18 protein-coding genes and 2 pseudogenes are annotated in these 23,165 nt (G+C 54.1%); 17 read left to right on the plus strand and 3 right to left on the minus strand.

The genetic code is table 11. The features are described 5' to 3' along the window. The first annotated feature begins 3 nt into the window (after window positions 1-3). The 14 genes from WHR59_RS13880 (at window position 4) to WHR59_RS13945 (ending at window position 17,664) form a co-directional block, all read left to right on the plus strand. Window positions 4-726: a fimbrial biogenesis chaperone gene (locus WHR59_RS13880; protein WP_043016083.1), complete on the plus strand. Its 723-nt coding sequence runs from the start codon at window positions 4-6 to the stop codon at window positions 724-726. A 55-nt stretch (window positions 727-781) separates the two neighbouring features. After that, a complete protein-coding gene (locus WHR59_RS13885; RefSeq protein WP_338843163.1) occupies window positions 782-3,067 on the plus strand; it encodes a fimbria/pilus outer membrane usher protein in 2,286 nt (761 codons plus the stop codon). 13 nt (window positions 3,068-3,080) lie between these two features. Further along, complete coding sequence (locus WHR59_RS13890) at window positions 3,081-4,049, plus strand: Csu type fimbrial protein (RefSeq protein ID WP_043016081.1); 969 nt, start codon at window positions 3,081-3,083, stop codon at window positions 4,047-4,049. 322 nt (window positions 4,050-4,371) lie between these two features. Next, entirely contained in the window at window positions 4,372-5,646 is a 1,275-nt protein-coding gene (locus WHR59_RS13895; RefSeq protein ID WP_043016080.1) for a Glu/Leu/Phe/Val family dehydrogenase, read from the plus strand. A 327-nt stretch (window positions 5,647-5,973) separates the two neighbouring features. Beyond that, window positions 5,974-7,044 (plus strand): dihydroxyacetone kinase subunit DhaK, encoded by a 1,071-nt coding sequence (gene dhaK / locus WHR59_RS13900; RefSeq protein WP_043016079.1) that lies wholly within the window; start codon window positions 5,974-5,976, stop codon window positions 7,042-7,044. An 11-nt stretch (window positions 7,045-7,055) separates the two neighbouring features. After that, complete coding sequence (gene dhaL, locus WHR59_RS13905; RefSeq protein ID WP_043016078.1) at window positions 7,056-7,688, plus strand: dihydroxyacetone kinase subunit DhaL; 633 nt, start codon at window positions 7,056-7,058, stop codon at window positions 7,686-7,688. A 10-nt stretch (window positions 7,689-7,698) separates the two neighbouring features. Then, complete coding sequence (dhaM, locus tag WHR59_RS13910) at window positions 7,699-9,129, plus strand: dihydroxyacetone kinase phosphoryl donor subunit DhaM (RefSeq protein WP_043016077.1); 1,431 nt, start codon at window positions 7,699-7,701, stop codon at window positions 9,127-9,129. A 172-nt stretch (window positions 9,130-9,301) separates the two neighbouring features. After that, window positions 9,302-11,020 (plus strand): alpha,alpha-trehalase, encoded by a 1,719-nt coding sequence (locus WHR59_RS13915; protein ID WP_338843164.1) that lies wholly within the window; start codon window positions 9,302-9,304, stop codon window positions 11,018-11,020. 208 nt (window positions 11,021-11,228) lie between these two features. Further along, window positions 11,229-12,251, plus strand: coding sequence for an ABC transporter substrate-binding protein (locus tag WHR59_RS13920; protein WP_172862946.1), 1,023 nt, complete (start codon window positions 11,229-11,231; stop codon window positions 12,249-12,251). Window positions 12,252-12,277: 26 nt separating this feature from the next. Then, window positions 12,278-13,237, plus strand: coding sequence for a FecCD family ABC transporter permease (locus WHR59_RS13925; protein WP_370638285.1), 960 nt, complete (start codon window positions 12,278-12,280; stop codon window positions 13,235-13,237). Beyond that, window positions 13,234-13,995, plus strand: a complete 762-nt coding sequence (locus WHR59_RS13930) for an ABC transporter ATP-binding protein (RefSeq protein WP_338843165.1) — start codon at window positions 13,234-13,236, stop codon at window positions 13,993-13,995. The genes WHR59_RS13925 and WHR59_RS13930 overlap by 4 nt, the downstream gene beginning before the upstream one ends. A 9-nt stretch (window positions 13,996-14,004) precedes the next feature. Further along, window positions 14,005-14,817, plus strand: coding sequence for a class I SAM-dependent methyltransferase (locus WHR59_RS13935; RefSeq protein ID WP_172862945.1), 813 nt, complete (start codon window positions 14,005-14,007; stop codon window positions 14,815-14,817). Next, on the plus strand, window positions 14,814-15,671 hold the full coding sequence (gene modD, locus WHR59_RS13940) for a ModD protein (protein WP_043016071.1): 858 nt from the start codon (window positions 14,814-14,816) through the stop codon (window positions 15,669-15,671). The genes WHR59_RS13935 and modD overlap by 4 nt, the downstream gene beginning before the upstream one ends. 22 nt (window positions 15,672-15,693) lie before the next feature. After that, window positions 15,694-17,664, plus strand: coding sequence for a TonB-dependent receptor plug domain-containing protein (locus WHR59_RS13945; RefSeq protein ID WP_043016070.1), 1,971 nt, complete (start codon window positions 15,694-15,696; stop codon window positions 17,662-17,664). Window positions 17,665-18,444: 780 nt separating this feature from the next. On the opposite strand, the gene WHR59_RS13950 is transcribed toward WHR59_RS13945, so the two are convergent. After that, on the minus strand, window positions 18,445-18,699 hold the full coding sequence (locus tag WHR59_RS13950) for a GlsB/YeaQ/YmgE family stress response membrane protein (RefSeq protein ID WP_003020908.1): 255 nt from the start codon (window positions 18,697-18,699) through the stop codon (window positions 18,445-18,447). 201 nt (window positions 18,700-18,900) lie between these two features. On the opposite strand from WHR59_RS13950, the gene ycgR reads away from it, so the two are divergent. After that, entirely contained in the window at window positions 18,901-19,635 is a 735-nt protein-coding gene (gene ycgR / locus WHR59_RS13955) for a flagellar brake protein YcgR (RefSeq protein ID WP_043016069.1), read from the plus strand. A gap of 11 nt (window positions 19,636-19,646) precedes the next feature. Here the strand turns inward: ycgR and emtA are convergent, their stop codons facing one another. Then, entirely contained in the window at window positions 19,647-20,258 is a 612-nt protein-coding gene (gene emtA / locus WHR59_RS13960) for a membrane-bound lytic murein transglycosylase EmtA (RefSeq protein WP_338843166.1), read from the minus strand. 98 nt (window positions 20,259-20,356) lie between these two features. On the opposite strand from emtA, the gene ldcA reads away from it, so the two are divergent. After that, window positions 20,357-21,271, plus strand: coding sequence for a muramoyltetrapeptide carboxypeptidase (gene ldcA / locus WHR59_RS13965; RefSeq protein WP_087052770.1), 915 nt, complete (start codon window positions 20,357-20,359; stop codon window positions 21,269-21,271). Window positions 21,272-21,401: 130 nt separating this feature from the next. After that, window positions 21,402-23,036: pseudogene (locus WHR59_RS13970) on the plus strand (potassium/proton antiporter); the annotation flags it as partial. Here the strand turns inward: WHR59_RS13970 and WHR59_RS24495 are convergent. After that, a pseudogene (locus WHR59_RS24495) lies at window positions 23,037-23,111 on the minus strand (hypothetical protein); the annotation flags it as partial. It lies immediately after the preceding pseudogene. Window positions 23,112-23,165 lie beyond the last annotated feature (54 nt).

Genomic DNA, 23,165 nt, shown 5'->3' on the forward strand with positions numbered 1-23,165 from the left:
CACATGAAAGTAAAACTGCCTGTTAAGCAGTGTGCCTGCGCATGCCTGTTAGGGATGGTGGCGAGCGTTAACCCCGCCGCCGCCAGCGGGCTGCAAATAGCCCCGGTTACATTAACGTTGCAAGCAACGCAAAATGCCGATGGTATCTGGCTGAGTAACGCAGGTGAAAATGTGCTCAACGCCCAGGTTCGGGTTTTTCGCTGGAGCCAGAGCGCTTATGACGACAAACTTTCTCCCTCTCAGGGGCTGGTCATTAGCCCGCCGATGCTGGCATTAGCCCCTGGAGAACGTCAGTTGATTCGTGTTATTCGCACAAGCCCTCCCTCGGCGCATGCCGAAGACGCTTATCGTTTGTCGATAGATGAGTTGCCGCCTGCAAAAGTAGAAAAAAATAAGCTTCAGTTTGTGCTGCATTATTCCGTTCCCGTTTTCATTCAACCGACATCAGCGGCACAAACGCAGGCAAAACTGCAATGGAAATTACAACAACTGAATGGCAAAAAATTTATTGAAGTCAGCAATCAGGGAAATGGGCATGCGCAATTATCCGCTGCAACATTTATAAGCCCTGACGGTGCTAAAAAAGTCATAACACCCGGACTATTAGGCTACGTTTTACCCGGCTCAACAATGCGCTGGATAGTCTCCCCGTCGGCCAGTAATAATCATTATGGCGGGAAAGTTGAAGTCACAATCAATGGCCAAAAAACAGTACAAGATCTGTAACAGATCCTGGCTTCTGGTGAAATATTGCTTTCTCAATGGAGTATTAATTTCGGGAATGGTTTGCGCACAAACGCTGAATAATAACCAGAACGAAAATAGTGTTATTAATAGCACTTCGCAGATTATGGGGGTCGATTTGTATCTCGACGTCACCTTAAATGGGAATCCCGTTGGGCTGGTACATTTTGGCTACGATAATGGAAAGCTTTATGCGGGAGCAGATACCCTGCGTAAAATGGGGTTCCGCTTTGCTCCAGATGCCACTAACGCCGTCTGCCTGAATGATATCCCCCAGCTAACCATTGACTACAACGTTCAATTGCAAACGCTCTCGCTTACTGTGCCACTCAGTTCACTCGATCTTGCGACCACGCAGCTTAACTCGCCCACCGAAACCGCGCCAACGGCGACAACATCACGCGGGGCGCTGCTCAATTATGATATCTATACCCAACAGGGGGATGAAAGTGCAATCAACACTTTCAGTGAACTTCGCGCCTTCAATGCTGCCGGCGTGCTCAGCACCACCCAGTTGACGCAGTACTCCACCGAGGAATATGCCGATAACAGCTTTGAGCGCCTCGACACCAGTTGGCGTACGTCATTTCCTGATTCGATGTTGGCGCTCACCGTTGGCGATACCCTGACAAGTTCACTCATCTGGTCCCGACCGACGCGTATCGGCGGTATTCAGATAGGAACCGATTTTGGTTTGCAGCCCTATAAGCCAACCACCCCGCTCCCTGCATATCTGGGATCCGCGACGTTGCCGTCAAACGTTGAGCTGTACGTGGACGGCGTCAGGTACTACAACGGAGAAGTCCCCGCAGGTAGTTTTCAGATTAACACCATGCCTAACATCAGCGGCGCGGGAACGGGTCAGGTAATGATGACGGACGCACTGGGCAGAACGAGCGTACAAAATTTCTCGTTCTACAACGATCAGCAACTCCTGCGGGAAGGATTAACTGCCTGGTCGGCTGAATTGGGCACGGTACGCGAAAATTATGGTTACTCCTCTTTTGATTATGCCAGCGCACCGGTATTGAGCGCTACGTGGCGCCGCGGGTTTAGCAATACGTTCACCGCCGGGACTCATACGGAAACCAGCGATGGACTGATTAACGCGGGCTTCAGTAACGACTGGATCCCAGGAACCCGCAGCGGCACGTTTTCGACCTCACTTGCCGCAAGTACCGACTCAGGAAAGAACGGGTTTTTGTACAGTTTTGGTTACCGTTGGTCCGGTGAACGGTTTAATTTCAGTACCAGTACCACAGCAACTTCCGGCGATTATCGCGATGTCGCCACCCATTACGGTGAGCCGCCACCGACGCTTAACAGCAACACAGTCATTGGCTATTCGCTGGAAGCTGCCGGTAATGTCAGCCTGAGCTACCTGCAGTTTCGTTATCCACACGAAAATGCGGTGCGCTACGCCAACGCCAGCTGGTTTAAATCTGTTACAGACAACATCTCACTGAATGCCGGATTCAATCAGAACATTGACGATAACCGCGATCGCAGTCTCTATTTGATGGTGACGATCGCTACCGACAACAATCTGAGCGCCAGCAGCACCCTACAACGTACCAACGATGAAACCGGCTACCAGCTCAACGCCAGCCTGACGCCTCCTGCCGACGGCGGCTGGGGCTGGAATCTGGCCGCCAGTCAGCAGGCTTCCCGGCAAAGTGGCCAGGGCGAAGTGGGATATCTGGGGCGTTATGGTAAAGCGTACGCAGGATTTAGCCGTTTACCCGATAACCATTATGGTTATGCAGGCGCAACCGGATCGCTGGTGACCATGGGAGGCGGCTTGTTTGCAGCTAGAGAAATCAATAATGGTTTTGCCGTCGTATCAACTGACGGTGTGCCTGATGTTCCGGTCAAATTGCAAAATAACCTGATTGGTCGCAGCGACGACCAGGGGCTACTGCTGGTCACGCCCCTCAACAGCTATCAAAAAAACCTGATTAGTATTGACCCAATGGATCTCCCCGCCAATATGCGGATTGCACGCGTTGAGACGAATGCAACGCCTGCCGATCGTTCCGGTACTCTGGTTAGCTTTGGCATCACTCCCGTACGCGCTGCGCAGGTCGTCCTCGTCGACAATCAGGGTAAACCAATTCCCGAAGGCAGCATGGCATACGCCGTCAGCACAACGGGCCAGTCGTCTGTCGTTGGTTTTGATGGGATGACCTGGTTCGACACGCTGGAGCAGCACAATACGCTGCGCGTTGATACGGACACCGGCAGTTGTCGCGTGCAATTTGACTATCCCGCGTCAGCAAAAGGGATTGTGCAAATAGGCCCACTGGTTTGCCGATCATACTAACAGGAGTGCGCTCATGAGGTTAAGACATCTGTTACTCATCGCTGCCGTTCTCTTTTTCCCGGCGATCGGTCACGCGGTAACCTGCTCGGTGAGCAACGTGCAGCCCATAAATTTGGGTTCAGTCAATCCGTTGTCTGCGACAGGCGCAACGTCATCAATGACGTTCAATTACACCTGCGCCAAAGAACTTGGCGACACGCTGGCTGGGATCAATCTCTGTTTTAATATTGGCGCCTCAGCTGTCAGTGGCCAGGTTACCCCGCGAAATATGTCGTTAAGCGGTACGCCTGCCAGAACACTGGCATACCAGCTTTACCAGGATGCCGGGCGCACCAGGGTATGGGGGAGCCAGTATCAGTCGGGAACAACTTTTCCCATGGTACAGCTTAGCCTGCTGAATCTGACGCCGGTAACGGGTTCACTGACGGTATCAGCGCAGATCGTCACGCCACAAACTTCAGCCGTCCCCGGAAACTATCAGGATAGCTATACGACGGCGACAGCCCTCGTCACCCTCAATCCCGGATTACTTTTCCCGCCGACCACCTGTGGCGATACCGTTGCCGCCAGGCTTCCTTTCACCGTATCGGCGACTGTCAGCAAGCAGTGCAATATCACCTCTGCAACCGATATTAGCTTTGCACCAACCAGAGCGACCGGGCGTAACCTTACGGCGTCAAATACCGTGGGCGTAGCATGTTCCAATAACACGCCTTACACAATCGGCCTTCAGCCCTCCAACGGCAATACGGCAGGCAGCGGCGTGATGGCGGGCACGGGGTCAAATACGGATAAAGTCCCCTATCAACTTAGTTCGACTCCGGGACCGTCCGGCACGATCTGGGGCAATACATCACTCAATACCGTCGCGGGCAACGGTACCGGGACAACCACAACCTACCCGGTTTATGCCACCGTTCCCAGCGCGAACTACACACCAGACAACTATGCCGATACTGTCACCATCGCAGTGACCTACTGACGCGCAGCTTAATGGCAATAAAGCAAATACATTTTATTATCATATTATTTACTTTTAGAGGTGCGTCATAAATCTGACAAATTACAATTTTTACAATTCACGCATATTAAGTCATACAAAACGCAAAATAACCGCGATATCGCCATAACCGAAGAATAACTATTCACGCCCAAGCCAAAGCCCACACTATTCATGCCGATAAGTCGTGTTAGCCGGGCAGGCCGCTCCATGAAAAAAATGTTAAATTTAAGTTTATATGGTGAGATTCACTGTATACCACGGCCAAATTAAGAACATATTACTTTTATAACTAAGGTTTATCATGGATAAGTTATCTTACGCTTCAGATAGCAGCACATCTGCCTGGAATACCTACCTGCAACAAATCGAGCGTGTGGCCCCTTACCTGGGCGAACTTTCCCATTGGGTGGATACCCTGCGCCACCCAAAACGCGCGCTGATTGTCGATATCCCGGTGCAGATGGATGACGGCTCTATCCGTCATTTTGAAGGGTATCGCGTGCAACATAACCTCTCCCGCGGTCCGGGCAAAGGCGGTGTGCGTTATCATCCTGATGTTGATCTTAATGAAGTGATGGCCCTGTCCGCATGGATGACCATCAAATGCGCGGCGTTAAACCTGCCGTACGGCGGCGCTAAAGGTGGCGTGCGCGTCGATCCGTTCTCGCTGTCCGAAGGGGAACTGGAGCGTTTAACCCGCCGTTATACCAGTGAAATTGGTATTATCATTGGGCCGCAGAAAGACATTCCTGCGCCGGATGTAGGTACTAACGGAAAGGTCATGGCCTGGATGATGGATACCTACTCCATGAACCACGGCACCACCGTGACCAGCGTGGTCACCGGTAAACCTATTCACCTCGGCGGCTCGTTAGGCCGTGATAAAGCCACCGGTCGCGGCGTTTTCGTCAGCGGTCTGGAAGTCGCTCGTCGTGCGAACATTGAAGTTGAAGGCGCTCGCGTGGCGGTACAAGGTTTTGGTAACGTCGGCAGCGAAGCCGCCCGCCTGTTCGCCGCAGCGGGTGCGCGTGTAGTCGCGATTCAGGATCACACCGCAACGCTGTTTAACTCAACGGGTATTGATATGGCCGCGTTGTCTGCCTGGCAGTTAGAGCACAAGCAGATTGCCGGTTTCCCGGGCGCTGAGACCATCGCCAGCGAAGCCTTCTGGAGCCTGGAGATGGATATTCTGATCCCGGCCGCACTCGAAGGCCAGATCACCCGTCACCGTGCGGAAACGCTGACCTGTAAACTGGTACTCGAAGGTGCCAACGGACCGACCTATCCGGACGCCGACGACGTTCTGGCCAGCCGCGGTATCGTCGTTGTTCCTGACGTTGTTTGTAACGCCGGCGGCGTAACCGTCAGCTACTTCGAATGGGTTCAGGACATGGCAAGCTTCTTCTGGAGCGAAGAAGAGATTAACAATCGCATGGACAAAATCATGACCGATGCGATGGTGCATGTGTGGGAAAAAGCAGCAGAGAAATCCTGCTCCCTGCGTACCGCTGCCTACATTGTTGCCTGTGAACGCATTCTGCTGGCACGAAAAGATCGCGGAATTTATCCGGGCTAAGGCTGGATAAATTCCTGTGCATAAACCACCTGCCTCGCAGGTGGTTTTTTTTCAGCAAAATCTGGCGTGTAACTGTTCTTCCACCTAACACTGCCCAACATCTCATTTTCGCTGATTTTCGCATCATGACGTTTCAATATGGAACAATAGTTGGTGGTGACGTTTCGTAATGAAACGCTTCGCGCAACAATTTTCTTTTATAAACCCATGTGCAAAATTACCTTATCGGCAGCGAGCGGTCGCCGTGACGTTGTACAAACCGATACCCTACATCAGATGCCTGCCCGAAGCTGGCAGCCATCCAGGACTGTCTGCGGAGCATAAATAATGAAAAAATTGATCAACCGTGTTGAAGACGTACTGAATGAACAACTCGCCGGACTGGCGAAAGCTTACCCCTCCCTGGCACTGCATCAGGACCCCGTGTATGTCACCCGCGCAGATGCGCCGGTGATGGGCAAAGTGGCGCTTCTTTCCGGCGGCGGCAGCGGACACGAGCCTATGCATTGCGGCTTCATTGGTCAGGGCATGCTCTCTGGCGCCTGTCCGGGTGAGATTTTTACCTCACCCACGCCGGATAAAATGTTCGAATGCGCTATGCAAATTGATGGCGGCGAAGGCGTGCTGCTGATAATCAAAAATTACACCGGCGACATTCTTAATTTCGAAACCGCTACCGAGCTGCTGCACGAAAGCGGTGTCAAAGTCACCACCATGGTGGTAGATGACGACGTAGCGGTGAAAGACAGTCTGTATACCGCTGGTCGACGTGGTGTGGCCAATACCGTATTGATCGAAAAACTGGTCGGCGCGGCCGCCGAACGCGGTGACTCACTGGAAGCCTGTGCGGCGCTGGGTCGTAAGCTGAACAATCTGGGCCACTCCATTGGCATAGCCATTGGCGCCTGTACCGTTCCGGCCGCCGGACAACCTTCGTTCACGTTGCAGGATAACGAAATGGAGTTTGGCGTAGGTATCCACGGGGAACCAGGCATAGACCGCCGCGCCTTCTCCTCTCTCGATCAGACCGTTGATGAAATGTTCGATACTCTACTTGAAAACGGCAACTACAGCCGTACGCTGCGCCACTGGGACAACGTCCAGGGCGCGTGGCAGGAAGGTAAAGAAAGCAAACGAGCGTTGCAAAGCGGCGATCGCGTCATTGCGCTGGTTAATAATCTCGGCGCGACGCCGCTGTCAGAACTGTTCGGCGTGTATAACCGCCTCGAAAGCCGTTGCCAGGATGCAGGCATCATCATTGAGCGCAACCTGATCGGCTCTTACTGTACCTCTTTGGATATGACCGGCTTCTCAATCACCCTGTTACAGGTGGATGACGAAACGCTGAGCTTATGGGATGCGCCGGTTCACACCCCTGCTCTCAACTGGGGTAAATAAGGAGATTCATGATGTCCCTCAACAGAACGCAAATTGTTAACTGGCTCTATCGTTGCGGTGAGATCTTCACCACCGAAAGTGATTTTCTCACCGGACTTGACCGGGAGATAGGCGATGCCGACCACGGTCTGAACATGCACCGCGGATTTAGCAAAGTAGTCGAAAAGCTGCCGTCCATCGCCGATAAAGACATCGGTTTTATTTTGAAAAACACCGGTATGGTGCTGCTCTCAAGCGTCGGCGGAGCCAGTGGCCCGCTGTTTGGCACCTTTTTTATCCGCGCCGCCCAGGTGACTCAGGCTCATCAAAGCCTGACGCTTGAAGAGCTGTATCAAATGATTCGTGATGGCGCAGAAGGTGTAGTTAGCCGTGGGAAGGCTGAACCTGGCGACAAAACCATGTGCGATGTCTGGCTGCCGGTTGTGGAATCTTTACGCCAGTCCTGCGAACAGAAACTGAGCGTACAGGCGGCGCTGGAAGCGGCAAGCCAGCAAGCGGAAGCCGCAGCGCAAAGCACCATCACCATGCAGGCCCGTAAAGGCCGTGCCAGCTATCTTGGTGAGCGCAGCATTGGGCATCAGGATCCTGGCGCAACGTCCGTAATGTTTATGATGCAAATGCTGGCTCAGGCGTCCAGAGAGTAAGGATAAAGCGATGGTAAACCTGGTTATTGTTTCTCACAGCGCCCAACTGGGCGAAGGCGTCGGCGCGCTGGCCCGGCAGATGTTAATGGGTGATGGTTGCAAAATCGCCATTGCCGCAGGCATTGACGATCCTGAAAATCCGATTGGCACCGATCCGATTAAGGTGATGGAAGCCATCGAGTCCGTGGCCGATACGGATCACGTGCTGGTGATGATGGATATCGGTAGTGCGTTACTGAGTGCGGAAACCGCGCTGGAACTGCTCGCCCCTGACATTGCCGCCAGAGTGCGGCTGTGTGCCGCGCCGCTGGTTGAAGGCACGTTAGCCGCGACGGTTAGCGCCGCCGCGGGCGCTGACGTCGAGCGGGTCATCCGTGACGCCATGAACGCCCTTGACGCCAAATGTGAGCAACTGGGTTTACCTTCGTCATCCACCGCAAAACCGACATCGGCTGAATTTGCGCCGGATGCAAATGCTCATTCAGTTGCCATTGTGGTGAAAAACCCCAACGGCATCCACGTTCGTCCCGCTTCACGGCTGGTTTCCACACTGTCTGGCTTTAACGCCGACATGTGGCTGGAGAAAAATGGCAAGTGCGTGGTCCCAGATAGCCTGAACCAAATAGCTCTGCTGCAGGTGCGTTGTAACGACACGCTGCGCCTGATTGCCAAGGGTGAACAGGCTGAGGATGCGTTGGCCGCATTTAAACAGCTGGCGGCTGAGAATTTCGGTGAATCGCTTGAGCCCGTACATGCTGATAACGTAGCGACTCACGTCCCCTCACTGGCAACGGGGACGGCATTTTGTTACACGCCGTACTCACCACAGGTAAGCCTGCAGCCTGCAGCATCATTGCAGACTGAGCAGCAGCAATTACGGGCCGCCATTCAAAGCACGCTGAATGACTTAAATGCGTTAACCGCACTTGCCGAAGAGAAATATTCCGCCGATATCGCCGCGATTTTCTCCGGTCATCACACGTTGTTAGACGATCCTGAACTGTTTGATATGGCCTGTGATGTCATGCGCGAAAAGCAGTGCAGCGCCGCCTGGGCATGGCATCAGGTGTTAAGCGAACTCAGCCAGCAGTATTTACAGCTCGACGATCCCTACCTGCAGGCGCGGTACATCGATATTGAAGATTTATTATCTCGTTCTCTTCAGCATTTGACGGGAGAGACCGAGCAAATTCCCGCGTTCATCCGCCCCACTATTCTGGTCGCTGATGTCATTTATCCGTCTACGGTGCTGCAACTGGATCCGAAGGCCATCAGGGGCGTCTGCCTGCGGGACGGCAGCGAAGCATCCCACCCGGCGATTATCGCCCGCGCAATGGGTCTGTGCTGGCTGTGCCAGCAGGGTGATGCTGTCGATAGCATCAAGATGGGTGACACTCTGACCCTTGACGGCGTGGCGAAGCGGATAAGCCTCGCGGGCTGAGGCCATTTGCACGCCCTTTCCCGATAAAGGGTGTGCATCGTTTCTAATCGCGTCGGGAAATGTCTGTTTATTCGCAAAATGGGGAGCCGATCACGCGCAACGGCCGATCCTGAACTAAGGTTTTCTCATGGTAAATGCCGCTACTTCGGCACACCGCTAAGGAGATTAACCGATGATAACGCCAGCAACTCGCCATCCTGGCCTGCTCTCTGTTGCGATAAAACTGACGCTCGCAAGCACCTTTTTTGCCCTTTCCTCTTTTGCCGCCAACGCCGAGGACGCGCCAGCCGCTACGCCTTCGCCGCCTGATATTCTGCTTGGCCCTCTGTTTAACGATGTACAAACGGCCAAACTGTTTCCTGACCAGAAAACCTTTGCAGACGCGGTGCCCAACAGCGATCCATTAATGATCCTTGCCGATTACCGGATGCAGAAAAATCAGTCCGGATTCGACCTACGCCATTTTGTGCAAGTAAATTTCACCTTGCCGAAAGAAGGCGAGAAATACGTCCCCCCGGCAGGGCAATCATTACGCGAACATATTGACGGACTGTGGCCGGTACTCACTCGTTCGACAACCGACGCAGAAAAATGGGACTCGCTGTTGCCGCTCCCGGAGCCGTATGTGGTACCGGGCGGGCGTTTTCGCGAAATCTATTATTGGGACAGCTATTTCACCATGCTGGGGCTTGCCGAGAGCAATCACTGGGATAAGGTCTCCGACATGGTGGCAAACTTCGCTTACGAGATTGATTCCTGGGGACATATTCCTAACGGTAACCGTACCTATTATCTGAGCCGTTCTCAGCCGCCGTTCTTTGCCTTTATGGTTGAACTGCTGGCGCAGCACGACGGGAATGACGCGTTGAAAAAATACCTCCCGCAGATGCTCAAAGAGTACAGCTACTGGATGGAAGGCGTCGAAACGCTCCAGCCCGGTCAGCAAAATAAGCGCGTGGTTAAACTGGATGACGGCACCATTTTGAACCGCTACTGGGATGACCGCGATACGCCAAGGCCAGAGTCCTGGGTGGAAGATATCGCCACTGCCAAAAGCAACCCGAACCGACCGGCCACCGAAATCTACCGCGATCTGCGCTCTGCCGCCGCGTCTGGTTGGGACTTTAGTTCCCGCTGGATGGATAACCCCAATCAGCTTGGCACCCTGCGCACCACCAGCATCGTTCCAGTCGATCTCAATGCGCTGATGTTCAAAATGGAAAAGATGATCGCCCTCGCCAGCAAAGCCGCCGGTGATGACGCCAAAGCTGCTCAATATGAAGATTTGGCCAATGCCCGACAAAAAGGGATCGAAAAACACCTGTGGAACGACAAAGAAGGCTGGTATGCCGATTACGATCTGAAGAGCCACAAAGTACGCAACCAACTGACTGCCGCCGCCCTGTTCCCGCTGTATGTTAATGCGGCGGCTAAAGATCGCGCCGGTAAAGTCGCCACGGCAACCCAGGCGCACCTGTTGCAACCTGGCGGTCTGGCTACTACATCGGTGAAAAGCGGCCAGCAGTGGGATGCACCCAACGGCTGGGCCCCGCTCCAGTGGGTCGCAGCATCCGGGTTACAGAATTACGGTCAGGATAACGTCGCCATGGACGTAACCTGGCGATTCCTCACCAATGTTCAGCACACCTACGATCGCGAGAAAAAGCTGGTTGAGAAGTATGACGTGAGCACCACAGGCACAGGAGGTGGTGGCGGTGAATATCCGTTGCAGGATGGTTTCGGCTGGACCAACGGCGTAACGCTGAAAATGCTCGACCTGATTTGCGCCAAAGATAAACCCTGTGACAGCGTACCCGCATCACGACCAACCCCAGCAAGTGCCAGTACTCCCCCAGCCGAACCTAAAAAACAGACTCAACCGACGCCTTAAGGTCATTACCTGAGCCGTTTTACGCCCTGAATCCGCGCTATGCCGCGGATTTTTTCTGTCTTATTTTTCGCCATTTAAGCTGTCTCAATGCCCTCTAGCCCTTATGGGGTATCCGGGGTTTTCATCCGTGAGAATTTGATTCTGAACATGTTTTTATTCGCTGTATATGTAAATATATAGCGAATTTGTAACCTTCAGGATACCGATAATGGCACTGACAAGACGGATGTTTGCCCAGCTTGTGGCATCTGCACTGCTGCTACGCCATCTTCCCGCATTGGCGCAAACGCCGCTAACCGTTGCCGTTGGAGGCACGCCAGGGCCGAATATAATCCAACGCGTGGTCAGCGCGGGGGCGCCCGCCGACATGCTGCTGCTGGCCGTTGCGCCGGAAAAACTGGTAGGGCTTTCCTCCTTTGATTTATCTCGCCAGACCGCCATCCCGTTCCATGATGATATTCGGGCATTGCCGAAACTGGGCAGGCTGGCAGGGCGCGCCAGTACCCTCTCACTTGAAGCGTTACTAGCGCTTAAACCCGACCTGGTTGTTGACTGCGGCAATGCCGATGAAACCTGGCTTTCTCAGGCCAGACAGGTGAGCGCGCAAACGCAAATTCCCTGGCTGTTGATTAACGGTGAACTGCGACGTACCCCGGAACAGTTACTCGCCGCCGGTGAAGCACTGGGAGTCGACTCGCGGGCCAGAGCTCAGGCCAGACTGGCTCGTCGGTTTATTGATGAAGCACTCGCGTTTTCCCACTCTTCCGGAGCAAAGCTGCGTTTTTATGCTGCGCGCGGCGCCAGAGGGCTTGAGACAGGGTTACAAGGTTCACTGCATACCGAAGCGTCAGAACTGCTGGGCTTACACAATGTGGCGCAAATCCCTGGGCGACAGGGACTCACGCAGGTTTCAATGGAAAATCTGCTGAGCTGGCAGCCCGATATTATTCTGGTGCAGGATGCGGTGACGGCGCAGTACCTGAGGGAAGATCCGGTCTGGCAAGGGGTTAAAGCGGTTGCCAACCAACGCATTCTGTTTCTCAGCGGTCTACCGTTTGGCTGGCTGGATGCGCCTCCTGGCATCAACCGTTTACTGGGATTACGCCGCCTGCACGCCTGGCTTGATCCTCAGGTTAACGCGAGCTTTAAAGCCGATATGCAGCGCTACAGCGAACTCTTCTGGCATACCACGCTAAGCGATGCACAGTATCAACGTCTGGTGGCTGTCTGATGAAAACATCTACCCTCGGTTTTCTGATGATTGCTGCGGTGGTGCTTTGCGCGAGCGTCGCCGCGGTCTCTGGTGCTTATCGCCTGGATGCACAGCAGGTCGTGAATCTTATTGCCGGTACAGATAGCGTCCCGATGCAGGACAAAATCGTCTTCTGGCAAATCCGTCTGCCGCGCATTCTGGCTGCATTGCTGCTTGGCGCGGCGCTGGCAGGCGCAGGAACCACCTATCAGGGCATGTTCCGCAACCCGCTAGTCTCGCCGGATATCCTCGGCGTGGCGGCGGGTGCAGGTTTAGGTGCCTGTACGGCAATCCTGTTCGGATTACCGATCCTGTTTATTCAACTGTATGCGTTCACGGGCGGTTTATTCGTGGTCGCCGGTGTCTGGTTGATTACCCGGCGAGTCAAGCGCCACGACCCGGTTTTAACGCTGGTTCTGGTCGGGATTGCGCTGGGTACGGTATGTGGCGCGGGGATTTCACTCATCAAAACGCTGGCCGACCCGTATACCCAACTCCCGTCTATCACCTTCTGGCTGCTTGGCGGTTTATCGACTATCACTTCGCACGATCTGTGGTTCTCGGCACCGCTGATCTTCGCAGGACTGGTCCCGCTATTGCTGCTGCGCTGGCGCATGAACCTGCTCACCCTGTCGGATGATGAAGCACGATCGCTTGGGATCAACGTCTCCCGATTGCGACTGGGACTGATCGTCTGCGCAACGTTAATTACCGCCTGTACCGTCGCCATCGCGGGCATCATCGGCTGGATTGGACTGGTTGTGCCGCACATTGGCAGACTCATCAGTGGCAATAACCATCAGCAGTTGCTCCCCGTGTCCATGGGGATCGGCGCCATTTTGCTGCTGCTTACCGATACCCTCGCCCGTACGCTGAGCAGCACGGAAATTCCGCTGGGGATCCTGACTGCATTGATTGGGGCGCCGTTCTTTTTGCTGCTTTTGCTGCGGGGAAACCGGTCATGACGCTATTAATCGTGCGCCACGCGTCGCTGGGGTACCACAGTCAACAGCCCGTGTTACGCGATGTCTCATTTCAGGTTTCGCCCGGCTCCGTCTGTTGTCTGATTGGCGCCAACGGCAGTGGAAAAACGACCCTGATGCGCACCATTCTCGGGGTTCTTCCGCCGCTTCACGGTGACATTCTTCTTGATGGCATCGCGGTGAATCATCTCAACGATCGGCAACGCGCCGCGGCCATCGCCTGGGTTCCTCAGGCGCATGACGGCGCATTTGCCTTCAGCGCGCTGGACATGGTGATGATGGGACTGGCCCCGCAACTGGCGGCATTTGCGGTTCCCGGGGCTAAAGAACATGAAATTGCCCATCAACAGCTGGCGATGATGGGGATCTCTCACCTGGCGTCTCGACGCTGGAACACACTGAGCGGCGGAGAGCGGCAGTTGGTGTTAATTGCCCGCGCGTTGGCGCAACGTCCGCGCCTTTTATTGCTGGATGAACCTGCTTCCAGCCTGGATTTTGGGCATCAAATCCGCCTGCTCGACACGTTGGTGACGCTGAAAAATTCGGGTATGGCCCTGCTGATGTCGACCCATCACCCGCTGCATGCCCGGGCAATCGCCGACAGCGTGGTACGCGTCGAGCCAGACGGTGAAGTGTCGCAGGGACGTCCTGAACACCAGCTCGCCGCAGATCGTCTGGCTGAATTGTATCGCGTTACACCGTCACAAATTGCTCACCACCTCTTTGGCTCACATAATTAAGGGATAAGAATGCTCATTGACGACATTGATTTTGCCGATCTTTACCGTAAACAGTTACAACTGGCGAACAGAACCGAGAAAAAGCCGGAGCACTGGGATAAACGTGCGGAAAAAATGGCGGAGAATTGCGCCTCATTAACCGACAGCTATCTGCTGCAGCTGTTGGGGAAGATCGACCTGAAAGGCGCAGAGTCGCTTTTTGATATGGGCTGCGGGCCCGGTACGGTCTCGCTGGCGCTGGCTAAAAAGATGCCAATAATTTACGGCGTAGATTACAGTCAGGGAATGCTGAGCGTAGCTGCCCGCCGCGCCGTACAAATGAATGCCCATCACGTACAGTGGGTGCAGCGGGCCTGGGAAGAACACTGGGATGATTTACCCCAGTGCGATATCGCCGTCGCCTCGCGCTCCACGCTGGTTGCCGATATGCGCCAGGCGATGACCAAACTGAATAATCAGGCCCGGCTGCGGGTTTATACCACTCATCTCGTCAGTTCATCTTTCGTTTCTCCCACCATTCAACGTGCGCTGGGCCGCGAAGTGATTGAGCTTCCCAACTATATCTATGCGCTTAATGTCCTGTATCAGATGGGGATCCACGCGCACGTTGATTTTATCCGCGGACCCAACTGCCAGCAGGACAACAGCACCTGGACACGTTTTCTCGAAAACGTGCGCTGGAGTATGGGGGAGCTGAGCGCCGACGAGATCGAACGTCTGGAAGCCTGGTATCAGCAGCAGGATCCTCGCGCGATTGCCCCCGCCAGTCGTGACTGGGCGCTTATCTGGTGGGACAGCGTTCCGCAGGAGGCGCTGAGATGATCTACTTTTCGCAGGCGCAAACCGACGCGCTGCTGCTGGAAGATATTCAGGGCGGGGATCTGACCACCCGCGCGCTGGGTATCGGCGCGCAACCTGGCGTTATGGCGTTTTACCATCGCCAGGGCGGATGCGTTAGCGGCACCGCCGTTGCCAGACAAATGCTCACCTCATTAGGTTTAACCGTCAGCGACGGGGTGGCCGATGGTGAACAGGTCAGCGCCGGACAGCAATTGATTCGCGCGCACGGAAATGCGGCGGCGCTGCACCAGGGTTGGAAAGCGGTACAAAATGTCCTGGAGTGGAGCTGCGGGGTTTCGGGCTATCTTGAGAGTATGTTGAGCCAACTACGCCAACGCTATCCTGATGGGCAGATTGCCTGCACCCGCAAAGCCATTCCCGGCACGCGTTTGTTGGCGACTCAGGCAATACTCGCCGCCGGGGGCATTATCCATCGCGGAGGATGCGCCGAGACGGTACTGCTGTTCGCTAATCACCGCCGTTTTCTTACCAACTCAAACGACTGGACAGGCGCGATTGCGCGCTTACGCAGCCATGCGCCAGAAAAAAAGATCGTCGTCGAAGCGGATACGCCAGCTGAAGCATTAGCCGCGCTACGTGCCGCCCCCGATGTTCTGCAACTCGACAAATTTACCCCTGAGCAGGCAACAGAAATTGTCCGTCTGGCCCCTTCTCTGGCCCCCCATTGCACGCTGGCGCTGACTGGCGGCATTACCCTCGCCTCGCTGGCGAGTTATCTCGACTGTGGCATCAGACTTTTCATCACTTCCGCGCCTTACTACGCTCCGCCTGCGGATATCAAAGTTAGCCTGAGCCCGGACACACGTGGCATATAACATTTATAAATGGACTAAAAGAATGAATTTCAACAAAAGTTGTCTTTACACAGCCCTGTCGTTTGCTTTCGCGCATAGTGCTTTTGCTGGGCAGGAAAGCGAAACCATGACCGTCTGGTCAAGCCCGGCCTCCGCGGCAACCACTACGGTTCTCGGCCAGGAAACGATCCAACAGCTGGATAAACAAAACGTGGCGCAGGCGCTGAGCGTCGTCCCCGGCGTAGTGCTGCAAAAATCAGGCAACCGTAATGAGCAGCAGGTAAAGGTGCGCGGGTTTGACAGCCGTCAGGTTCCCGTCTTTTTTGACGGTGTGCCGGTGTACATCCCCTATGACGGCAACCTCGATTTAGGCCGTTTCCTGACATCCGATATCGCTTCGGTTGAAGTCTCCAAAGGCTACTCGTCTCTGCTACAAGGGCCTAACCAGATGGGCGGCGCCATTAATATCACCACCAAAAAGCCCACTAAACCAATTGAAGGCAGTATTGGTTATCGTCAGGGCTGGAGTCGTAGCAAAGACAACGCCCACGATATGCACGCTTCATTTGGCGCCAGTAACGATCTGGGTTACATCCAGCTCAGCGGCAGCCAGCTGAAGCAGGATTTCCTTGGCTTACCGCACGGCGTGGACAATCCGGTTGCGGGCAGTCACGGCAAGATTGCCAACTCCTCCGCCGATGATAAACGCGGCATCGTGAAGCTGGGCTTTACCCCTCGCGGCGAGGATGAGTATGTGCTGACCTATATTAATCAGGACGGTGAAAAAGATAACCCACCGTACGCCGGAACCAGCAGTCAGAAATCACGCTACTGGCAATGGCCGCAGTACGATAAAGAGAGCTATTACTATCAGGGAACTACCCATCTGGGCGACCGTTTTACCCTGAAAAGCCGTCTGTATCGCGATACTTTTGAAAATACGCTGATGATGTATAACTCGCTTGCCGATCTGAAAAATAAGAAAGGCAGCTATAGCCATTATTCGGACTACAGCGATGGGGCTGGCCTGCAGCTCGCTGCGGATATGCGTGAAAACGATCTGCTCTCTTTCGCCGTAAACTGGAAGGATGATGTTCACCGCGAGAAAGGGGCGCCGAATGCGGCTTACGACCGTTACGAAGACCGTACCTGGTCTGTTGCCAGTGAATACCAGTGGGCAGCCGCGGACAATGTCGATGTGGTGGCGGGAATAAGCTATGACTGGCGCGACAGTCTGGAAGGTATGAAACACGAGAAAAACGGCAGCGTCACTCACTACGATGACAACAATCAGTCGGCCTTTAACTGGCAGGTGATGACCAAATACCACTTTGAAAATTCAGACACACTGGCGCTGTCCTACTCTGACAGAACGCGCTTCCCAACGTTGAAAGAGCGCTACACGACCTCAAAACCGGCTTATAACCAGGTGGCTCTGGTCAATCCGCAGCTGAAACCGGAACGCGCCCGCAGCGTAGACCTGACCTGGAATGGTTCACTTAGCCAGAACTGGGGCTTTGAAGCCAGCGTCTATTACAACCGCATCAGCGACGCGATTCTGTCGCACAACATTGATGCCGACACTATCCAGAATCAGAACAGTGGTCGGGTGGATTACACCGGCCTTGATGCCGGTGTTAAAGGTAAGGTCTTTGATATGCTGGACGTCGGGCTGAGCTATGGCCTTATCCATGCAGACGTCAAACGCAGCGACATCGGCAAAATAACCGATTTGCCGACGCAAACCCTGACCGCCTGGATGACGCTGAAACCGTGGGATCCGCTGAGCATTACGCTGTCTGAAGAAGCCCGTTCGTCGAGCTATAGCAATAGCGACGGCTCGCAGAAAGCCGCGGGTTTCGCCATTACCCATTTACGCGCTGACTACGCCATCGGTCACGGGTTCAGCGTTAACGCTTCGGTCAATAATCTGTTCGATACGCAGTACGTTTATAGTGAAGGATTTATTGAAGAAGGTCGCAATTACTGGGCGGGGATTGAGTATCAATTCTGATATAGCGATGCAGAGAAACGGCCCCACTCGGAGTAATGCTGTTCAGTTAACGCCTTAGTTTCAGAAAGTATCGCCTGTGTGGGTAGAAGTTATGAATATGCACTCTCAGATAAAGGGTTCCGTTCACCTCATATCCATAGTTTCTCTGAAACGCCGATTCCTGTGAACGTGTAAAGGGCGTTCTTCGCCACGCCCTTTACAATCCCGGCTCCCGGCGGGAAAATTGCCAATTCGTGGTTCCCTCCGCTTATTCCTTCAGGCTACCGGGCCGGGCGCGAGGTAGCATCCATGCAAAGCGCGCCCTGAACCCGCATCCATGCGGGTTCTCCCGGCCTTACGGAAACACGTCGGCAATTTTCAGCCGGACCAACCACACCTGACCACCTGTATTTTTATCTGATTATGTCTGAACAGCAAAAGAGATTTAACTGAAAGTCAGAGAGTTGAAGCGATGACCCGTATCCGGCTGAAAATCGATGAGGCGTTGACGGCTGACCGGGTCTGTCCGCAGGGATGCGGACAGAGGGGACGGCCTGCAGGGACGTAGGCTCGGCCCCGACCCAACAGGCAGACGGAATAAGACGAATAGCTCGCGCAGCGACGATTTTCCCGCCGGGAGCCTGGGATGCAAGGGAGGTGGCGGCGAGCCTCCCTTGCACGTTCACGGGTGTCTGCGGTTCAGAGAAATGACACCGTTGAGGTGAACGGAACCCTGAGCAAGAATCACATGTTCACCTTACATGCTTAACTGAACGGCATTACCGCTCGGGGGCCGTTCGATTAATCTCGTCGTACAAGCCGGAAGACACCCAGCACGACAATCGCGCCGACCACGGCCACCAGGAAGCTGTGGAGATTAAACCCGCTGACATCGCCGCCGATACCAAACATCGTTGCCAGCCATCCACCGACCACAGCACCGACAACACCCAGAATACAGGTCAGGATAAATCCACCGCCATCGCGCCCCGGCATAATCAGTTTGGCGATAACCCCCGCAATCAGACCAAAAATAATCCAGGCAATAATTCCCATTTTCAGGCCCTCTTTCCAGTGAACGCACGCGCAAGACATTCCTGCGCCAGCCTTTAAAGTATAGGCAAACCATCGCTATATGCTGTTTTCACGCAGACTTAATTCATTGGCGTTGGTAAAAAATTTCATCCATTTGTATTAAGTTCCGTTGATTGATGCCGATAATCCAACGATAAACCAGGCATCCAGGAGTCATTAGGTGTGAGTAACTACAATGAGCAGTTCCTGAAGCAAAATCCGTTAGCGGTGTTAGGCGTACTCCGGGACTTAAATTCGCAGCAGGTTCCGCTGCGTATCTCCTGGGCGGGTGGCCAGTTCATCAGCAAAATATTGGCGGTCAACCCAGACGAACTGATCATGGATTTTGGCAGTCAGGAATACGAAAACCAGGCCGTGCAACGTGCCAGCCAGATAACAATTATCGCCGAAACGCAGGGAGCCAAAGTGGAGTTCACCCTGCCACAGCTGAAAAAAGGCGAGTACCAGCGACTACCCGCATTTATCTCATCGTTACCGCCTTCCCTGTGGTTCGTCCAGCGTCGGGAATATTTCCGCATCGGCGCTCCGCTGCATCCTCCCTATCGTTGTACGGTAAAAATGCCGGACAACAGCACACTCTGTTTTCGCTTATTCGATTTGTCGCTTGGCGGTATGGGCGGGCTGTTAGAAACGCCGAAACCAGAGGGGCTGGTAGAAGGCATGCGCTTCTCGCAGGTTGAACTGAACATGGAGCAATGGGGGGTGTATAACGTTGACGCTCAGCTTATTTCCATTAGCGAACGCAAAGTTATCGACAGTAAAAACGAAACCATTACCACTCCCCGCCTGAGCTTTCGTTTTCTCAACGTCGGCCCGGCGGTGGAGCGGAACTTACAGCGGATTATTTTTTCCCTTGAGCGCGAAGCCCGGGAAAAATCGAACAAAGTGCGCGATTAACATCACCTGAATTACATTACATCCAGCGCTTGCTGAAGCTTCCAGATATAGCGCGGAGCCTGCGGCGCCGGATGATTGTCCGCAACATGTTCAATAAATTCATCCGGACTGAGATCGTTGATCTTATTGATGGCTTTCTTCCTGTCGGAAGAGAACGTTCGCAGCAGTGCCCCCGCGCCGTTGGCGTACGATACCACCAGCGCATATTGCATCACCTGCGGATCTTCGATCCCGGCCAGCGGCCCGGTCTCCAGAATGTTCAGGTAGGCGGCCCCCATCGAGATATTGCGCTCAGGATTTTTCAATTCGCTGGTCGACGGTTCTCCGCTCCATCCCATACGACGATAAACATCGCGTCCTGAAGTAGAGGCTTTTAACTGCATCAGGCCGATCGCATTAGACTTACTGACCGCATTCGGGTTACCGCCTGATTCAATAGCGATGATGGCGGTAATCAATTGTGGACTGACACCCCAGGCCGCACCGGCTTTTTCGCTAATCGGCATCCATTGCATTGCGCGTTTAACCGGAACTTCAGCATTCCACGGCGGATTTTTGTAATCCTGTTTTGAACTACAGCCCGCAAGTAATACAACCAAAAAAGCAAACCATCTCAATTTCACGTCATCTATCCTTATAGCCGGAACCTGTCGCTGAGGTGACAACGACATACCTACGCGGCATGATATACATTTGGTTTTAGTTGTAGCAAGGAAATGCCATGTCCCGGTTTCACTTAATTGCCCCGTCGGGCTACTGTATCAACCAGCAGGCCGCCTTACGCGGGCTTGCGCGTCTTACTGAGGCCGGTCATCAGGTCGACAATTCAGCGGTTATTGCGCGCCGCAGCCAGCGTTTTGCGGGTACAGAAGCAGAGCGTCTGGCTGATGTGAACTCGCTGGTAAATCTGAAAACGCCCGATACCATTGTGATGGCGGTACGCGGCGGCTATGGCGCGAGCCGTTTACTGGAAGATATTGACTGGCAGGCGCTGGCGGACCGCCAGCAACACAACCCGCTGCTGTTGTGCGGGCACAGCGATTTTACGGCGATCCAGTGTGGTCTGCTGGCGCAGGGGAATGTGATTAGCTTCAGCGGCCCGATGCTGGCGGCTAACTTCGGCGCCGAGGAGATGAACGCATTCACCGAGCACCATTTCTGGCAGGCTCTGCGCAATGCCCAATTCACCCTCGAATGGCAGGGTAACGGCCCGGCGTGTGCGACAGAAGGGACGCTATGGGGCGGAAACCTGGCGATGCTTATTTCGCTGATGGGTACGCCGTGGATGCCGGCTATCAAAAACGGCGTTTTGGTGCTGGAAGATATTAACGAGCATCCGTTTCGCATTGAGCGCATGCTGCTGCAACTGTATCACGCGGGAATACTGGCCCAGCAAAACGCCATTATCCTCGGCAGTTTTAGCGGCAGCGCGCCTAATGATTACGACGCAGGTTACAATCTTGATTCAGTTTGTGATTTTCTGCGCGCCAGGCTGTCGGTTCCGTTGATCGACGGCCTTGATTTTGGCCATGAACAACGCACTGTCACCCTGCCTTTGGGAGCCAGAGCGATGCTGAAAAACGATAAAAATGGCACTCAGCTCACTATTAGTGGGCATCCGGTATTAAAATCGTAAAAAAAGCGGTTAAGAGGGCTAAGTAAAACGCTGTTTCTGTCGTTAATATGTTAGGGTTTATTAATACGAAACAGCGTAATTCAGGAGTAACCGAACGTTGGATGCCGCAGCAATTATCAGCCTTTTTATTTTGGGTTCCGTTCTCGTCACCTGCAGTATCTTACTCAGTTCATTTTCATCACGTCTTGGTATCCCTATTCTGGTGATATTTCTCGCTATCGGTATGTTAGCGGGCGTCGACGGCGTGGGCGGTATTCCTTTCGATAATTACCCTTTTGCCTACATGGTGAGTAACCTGGCGCTGGCGGTTATCCTCCTCGACGGCGGGATGCGCACCCAGGCCAGCTCTTTTCGCGTCGCTTTAGGCCCGGCGCTATCGTTGGCAACCGTCGGGGTGCTGATTACCTCCGGACTCACTGGCATGATGGCCGCGTGGCTGTTCCATCTGGATCTTATCGAAGGGCTGCTGATTGGCGCGATTGTGGGTTCAACCGACGCCGCGGCGGTCTTTTCCCTGCTTGGCGGTAAGGGTCTTAACGAACGTGTTGGATCTACGCTGGAAATTGAATCCGGTAGTAATGATCCGATGGCGGTTTTTTTGACCATCACGCTTATCGCCATGATCCAAAATCACGAGACCGGTTTAAGCTGGATGTTTGCGGTGCATATTATCCAGCAGTTTGGCTTAGGCATCATGCTGGGACTCGGCGGCGGCTATCTGCTCCAACAAATGATTAACCGTATTTCGCTGCCTGCCGGACTTTATCCGTTACTGGCGTTAAGCGGAGGGATCCTGATCTTTGCCCTGACCACTGCGCTGGAAGGCAGCGGTATTCTGGCCGTTTATCTGTGTGGTTTCCTGCTGGGTAATCGCCCCATCCGCAACCGGTTTGGTATTTTGCAAAACTTCGACGGTCTGGCCTGGCTGGCGCAAATCGCCATGTTCCTGGTGCTCGGACTGCTGGTTACACCGTCTGACCTGCTGCCTATCGCAATCCCTGCGTTAATTTTGTCTGCGTGGATGATATTTGTTGCCCGCCCGCTTTCGGTGTTCGCCGGACTGCTGCCATTTCGAGGCTTCAATCTGCGCGAGCGCATTTTCATCAGTTGGGTGGGTCTGCGCGGCGCAGTTCCGATCATCCTCGCCGTCTTCCCAATGATGGCAGGTCTGGAAAACGCGCGCCTGTTCTTTAACGTCGCATTCTTCGTGGTTCTGATCTCGCTGCTGTTTCAGGGTACGTCGCTTTCGTGGGCCGCTAAAAAAGCCAAAGTGGTGGTCCCTCCGGTCGGCTGGCCCGTGTCGCGCATTGGTCTGGATATTCATCCGGATAACCCCTGGGAGCAGTTTGTTTATCAGCTCAGCGCGGATAAGTGGTGTGTGGGCGCCGCGCTGCGCGACCTGCATATGCCGGAAGAAACGCGAATTGCCGCCCTGTTTCGTGACAACGTGCTATTTCACCCCTCCGGCAGTACGCGCCTGCGCGAAGGCGATGTATTGTGTGTTATTGGCCGCGAGCGCGATCTCCCTGCTCTCGGCAAGCTGTTCAGCCAGTCCCCGCCGGTGTCGTTGGACCAGCGCTTCTTCGGTGACTTTATTCTTGAAGCCAGCGCAAAATATGCCGATGTGGCGCTGATTTATGGCCTGGATGATGGCACAGAGTATCGTGATAAGCAGCAAACGCTGGGGGATATTGTCCAACATCTGCTTGGCGCCGCGCCGGTCGTCGGTGACCAGGTTGAATTCGCTGGCATGATCTGGACGGTTGCCGAGAAAGAAGATAATGCGGTACTGAAGGTCGGTGTTCGCGTTGCTGAAGATGAGGATGAGTAACGCGGATATTTTTTGCCGGGTAGCGGCTGCGCCGTACCCGGCCTACAAAATGAGGCCTGATAA

The sequence above is a fragment of the Citrobacter europaeus genome (assembly GCF_037482245.1).
Classification (GTDB): Bacteria; Pseudomonadota; Gammaproteobacteria; order Enterobacterales; family Enterobacteriaceae; genus Citrobacter; species Citrobacter europaeus.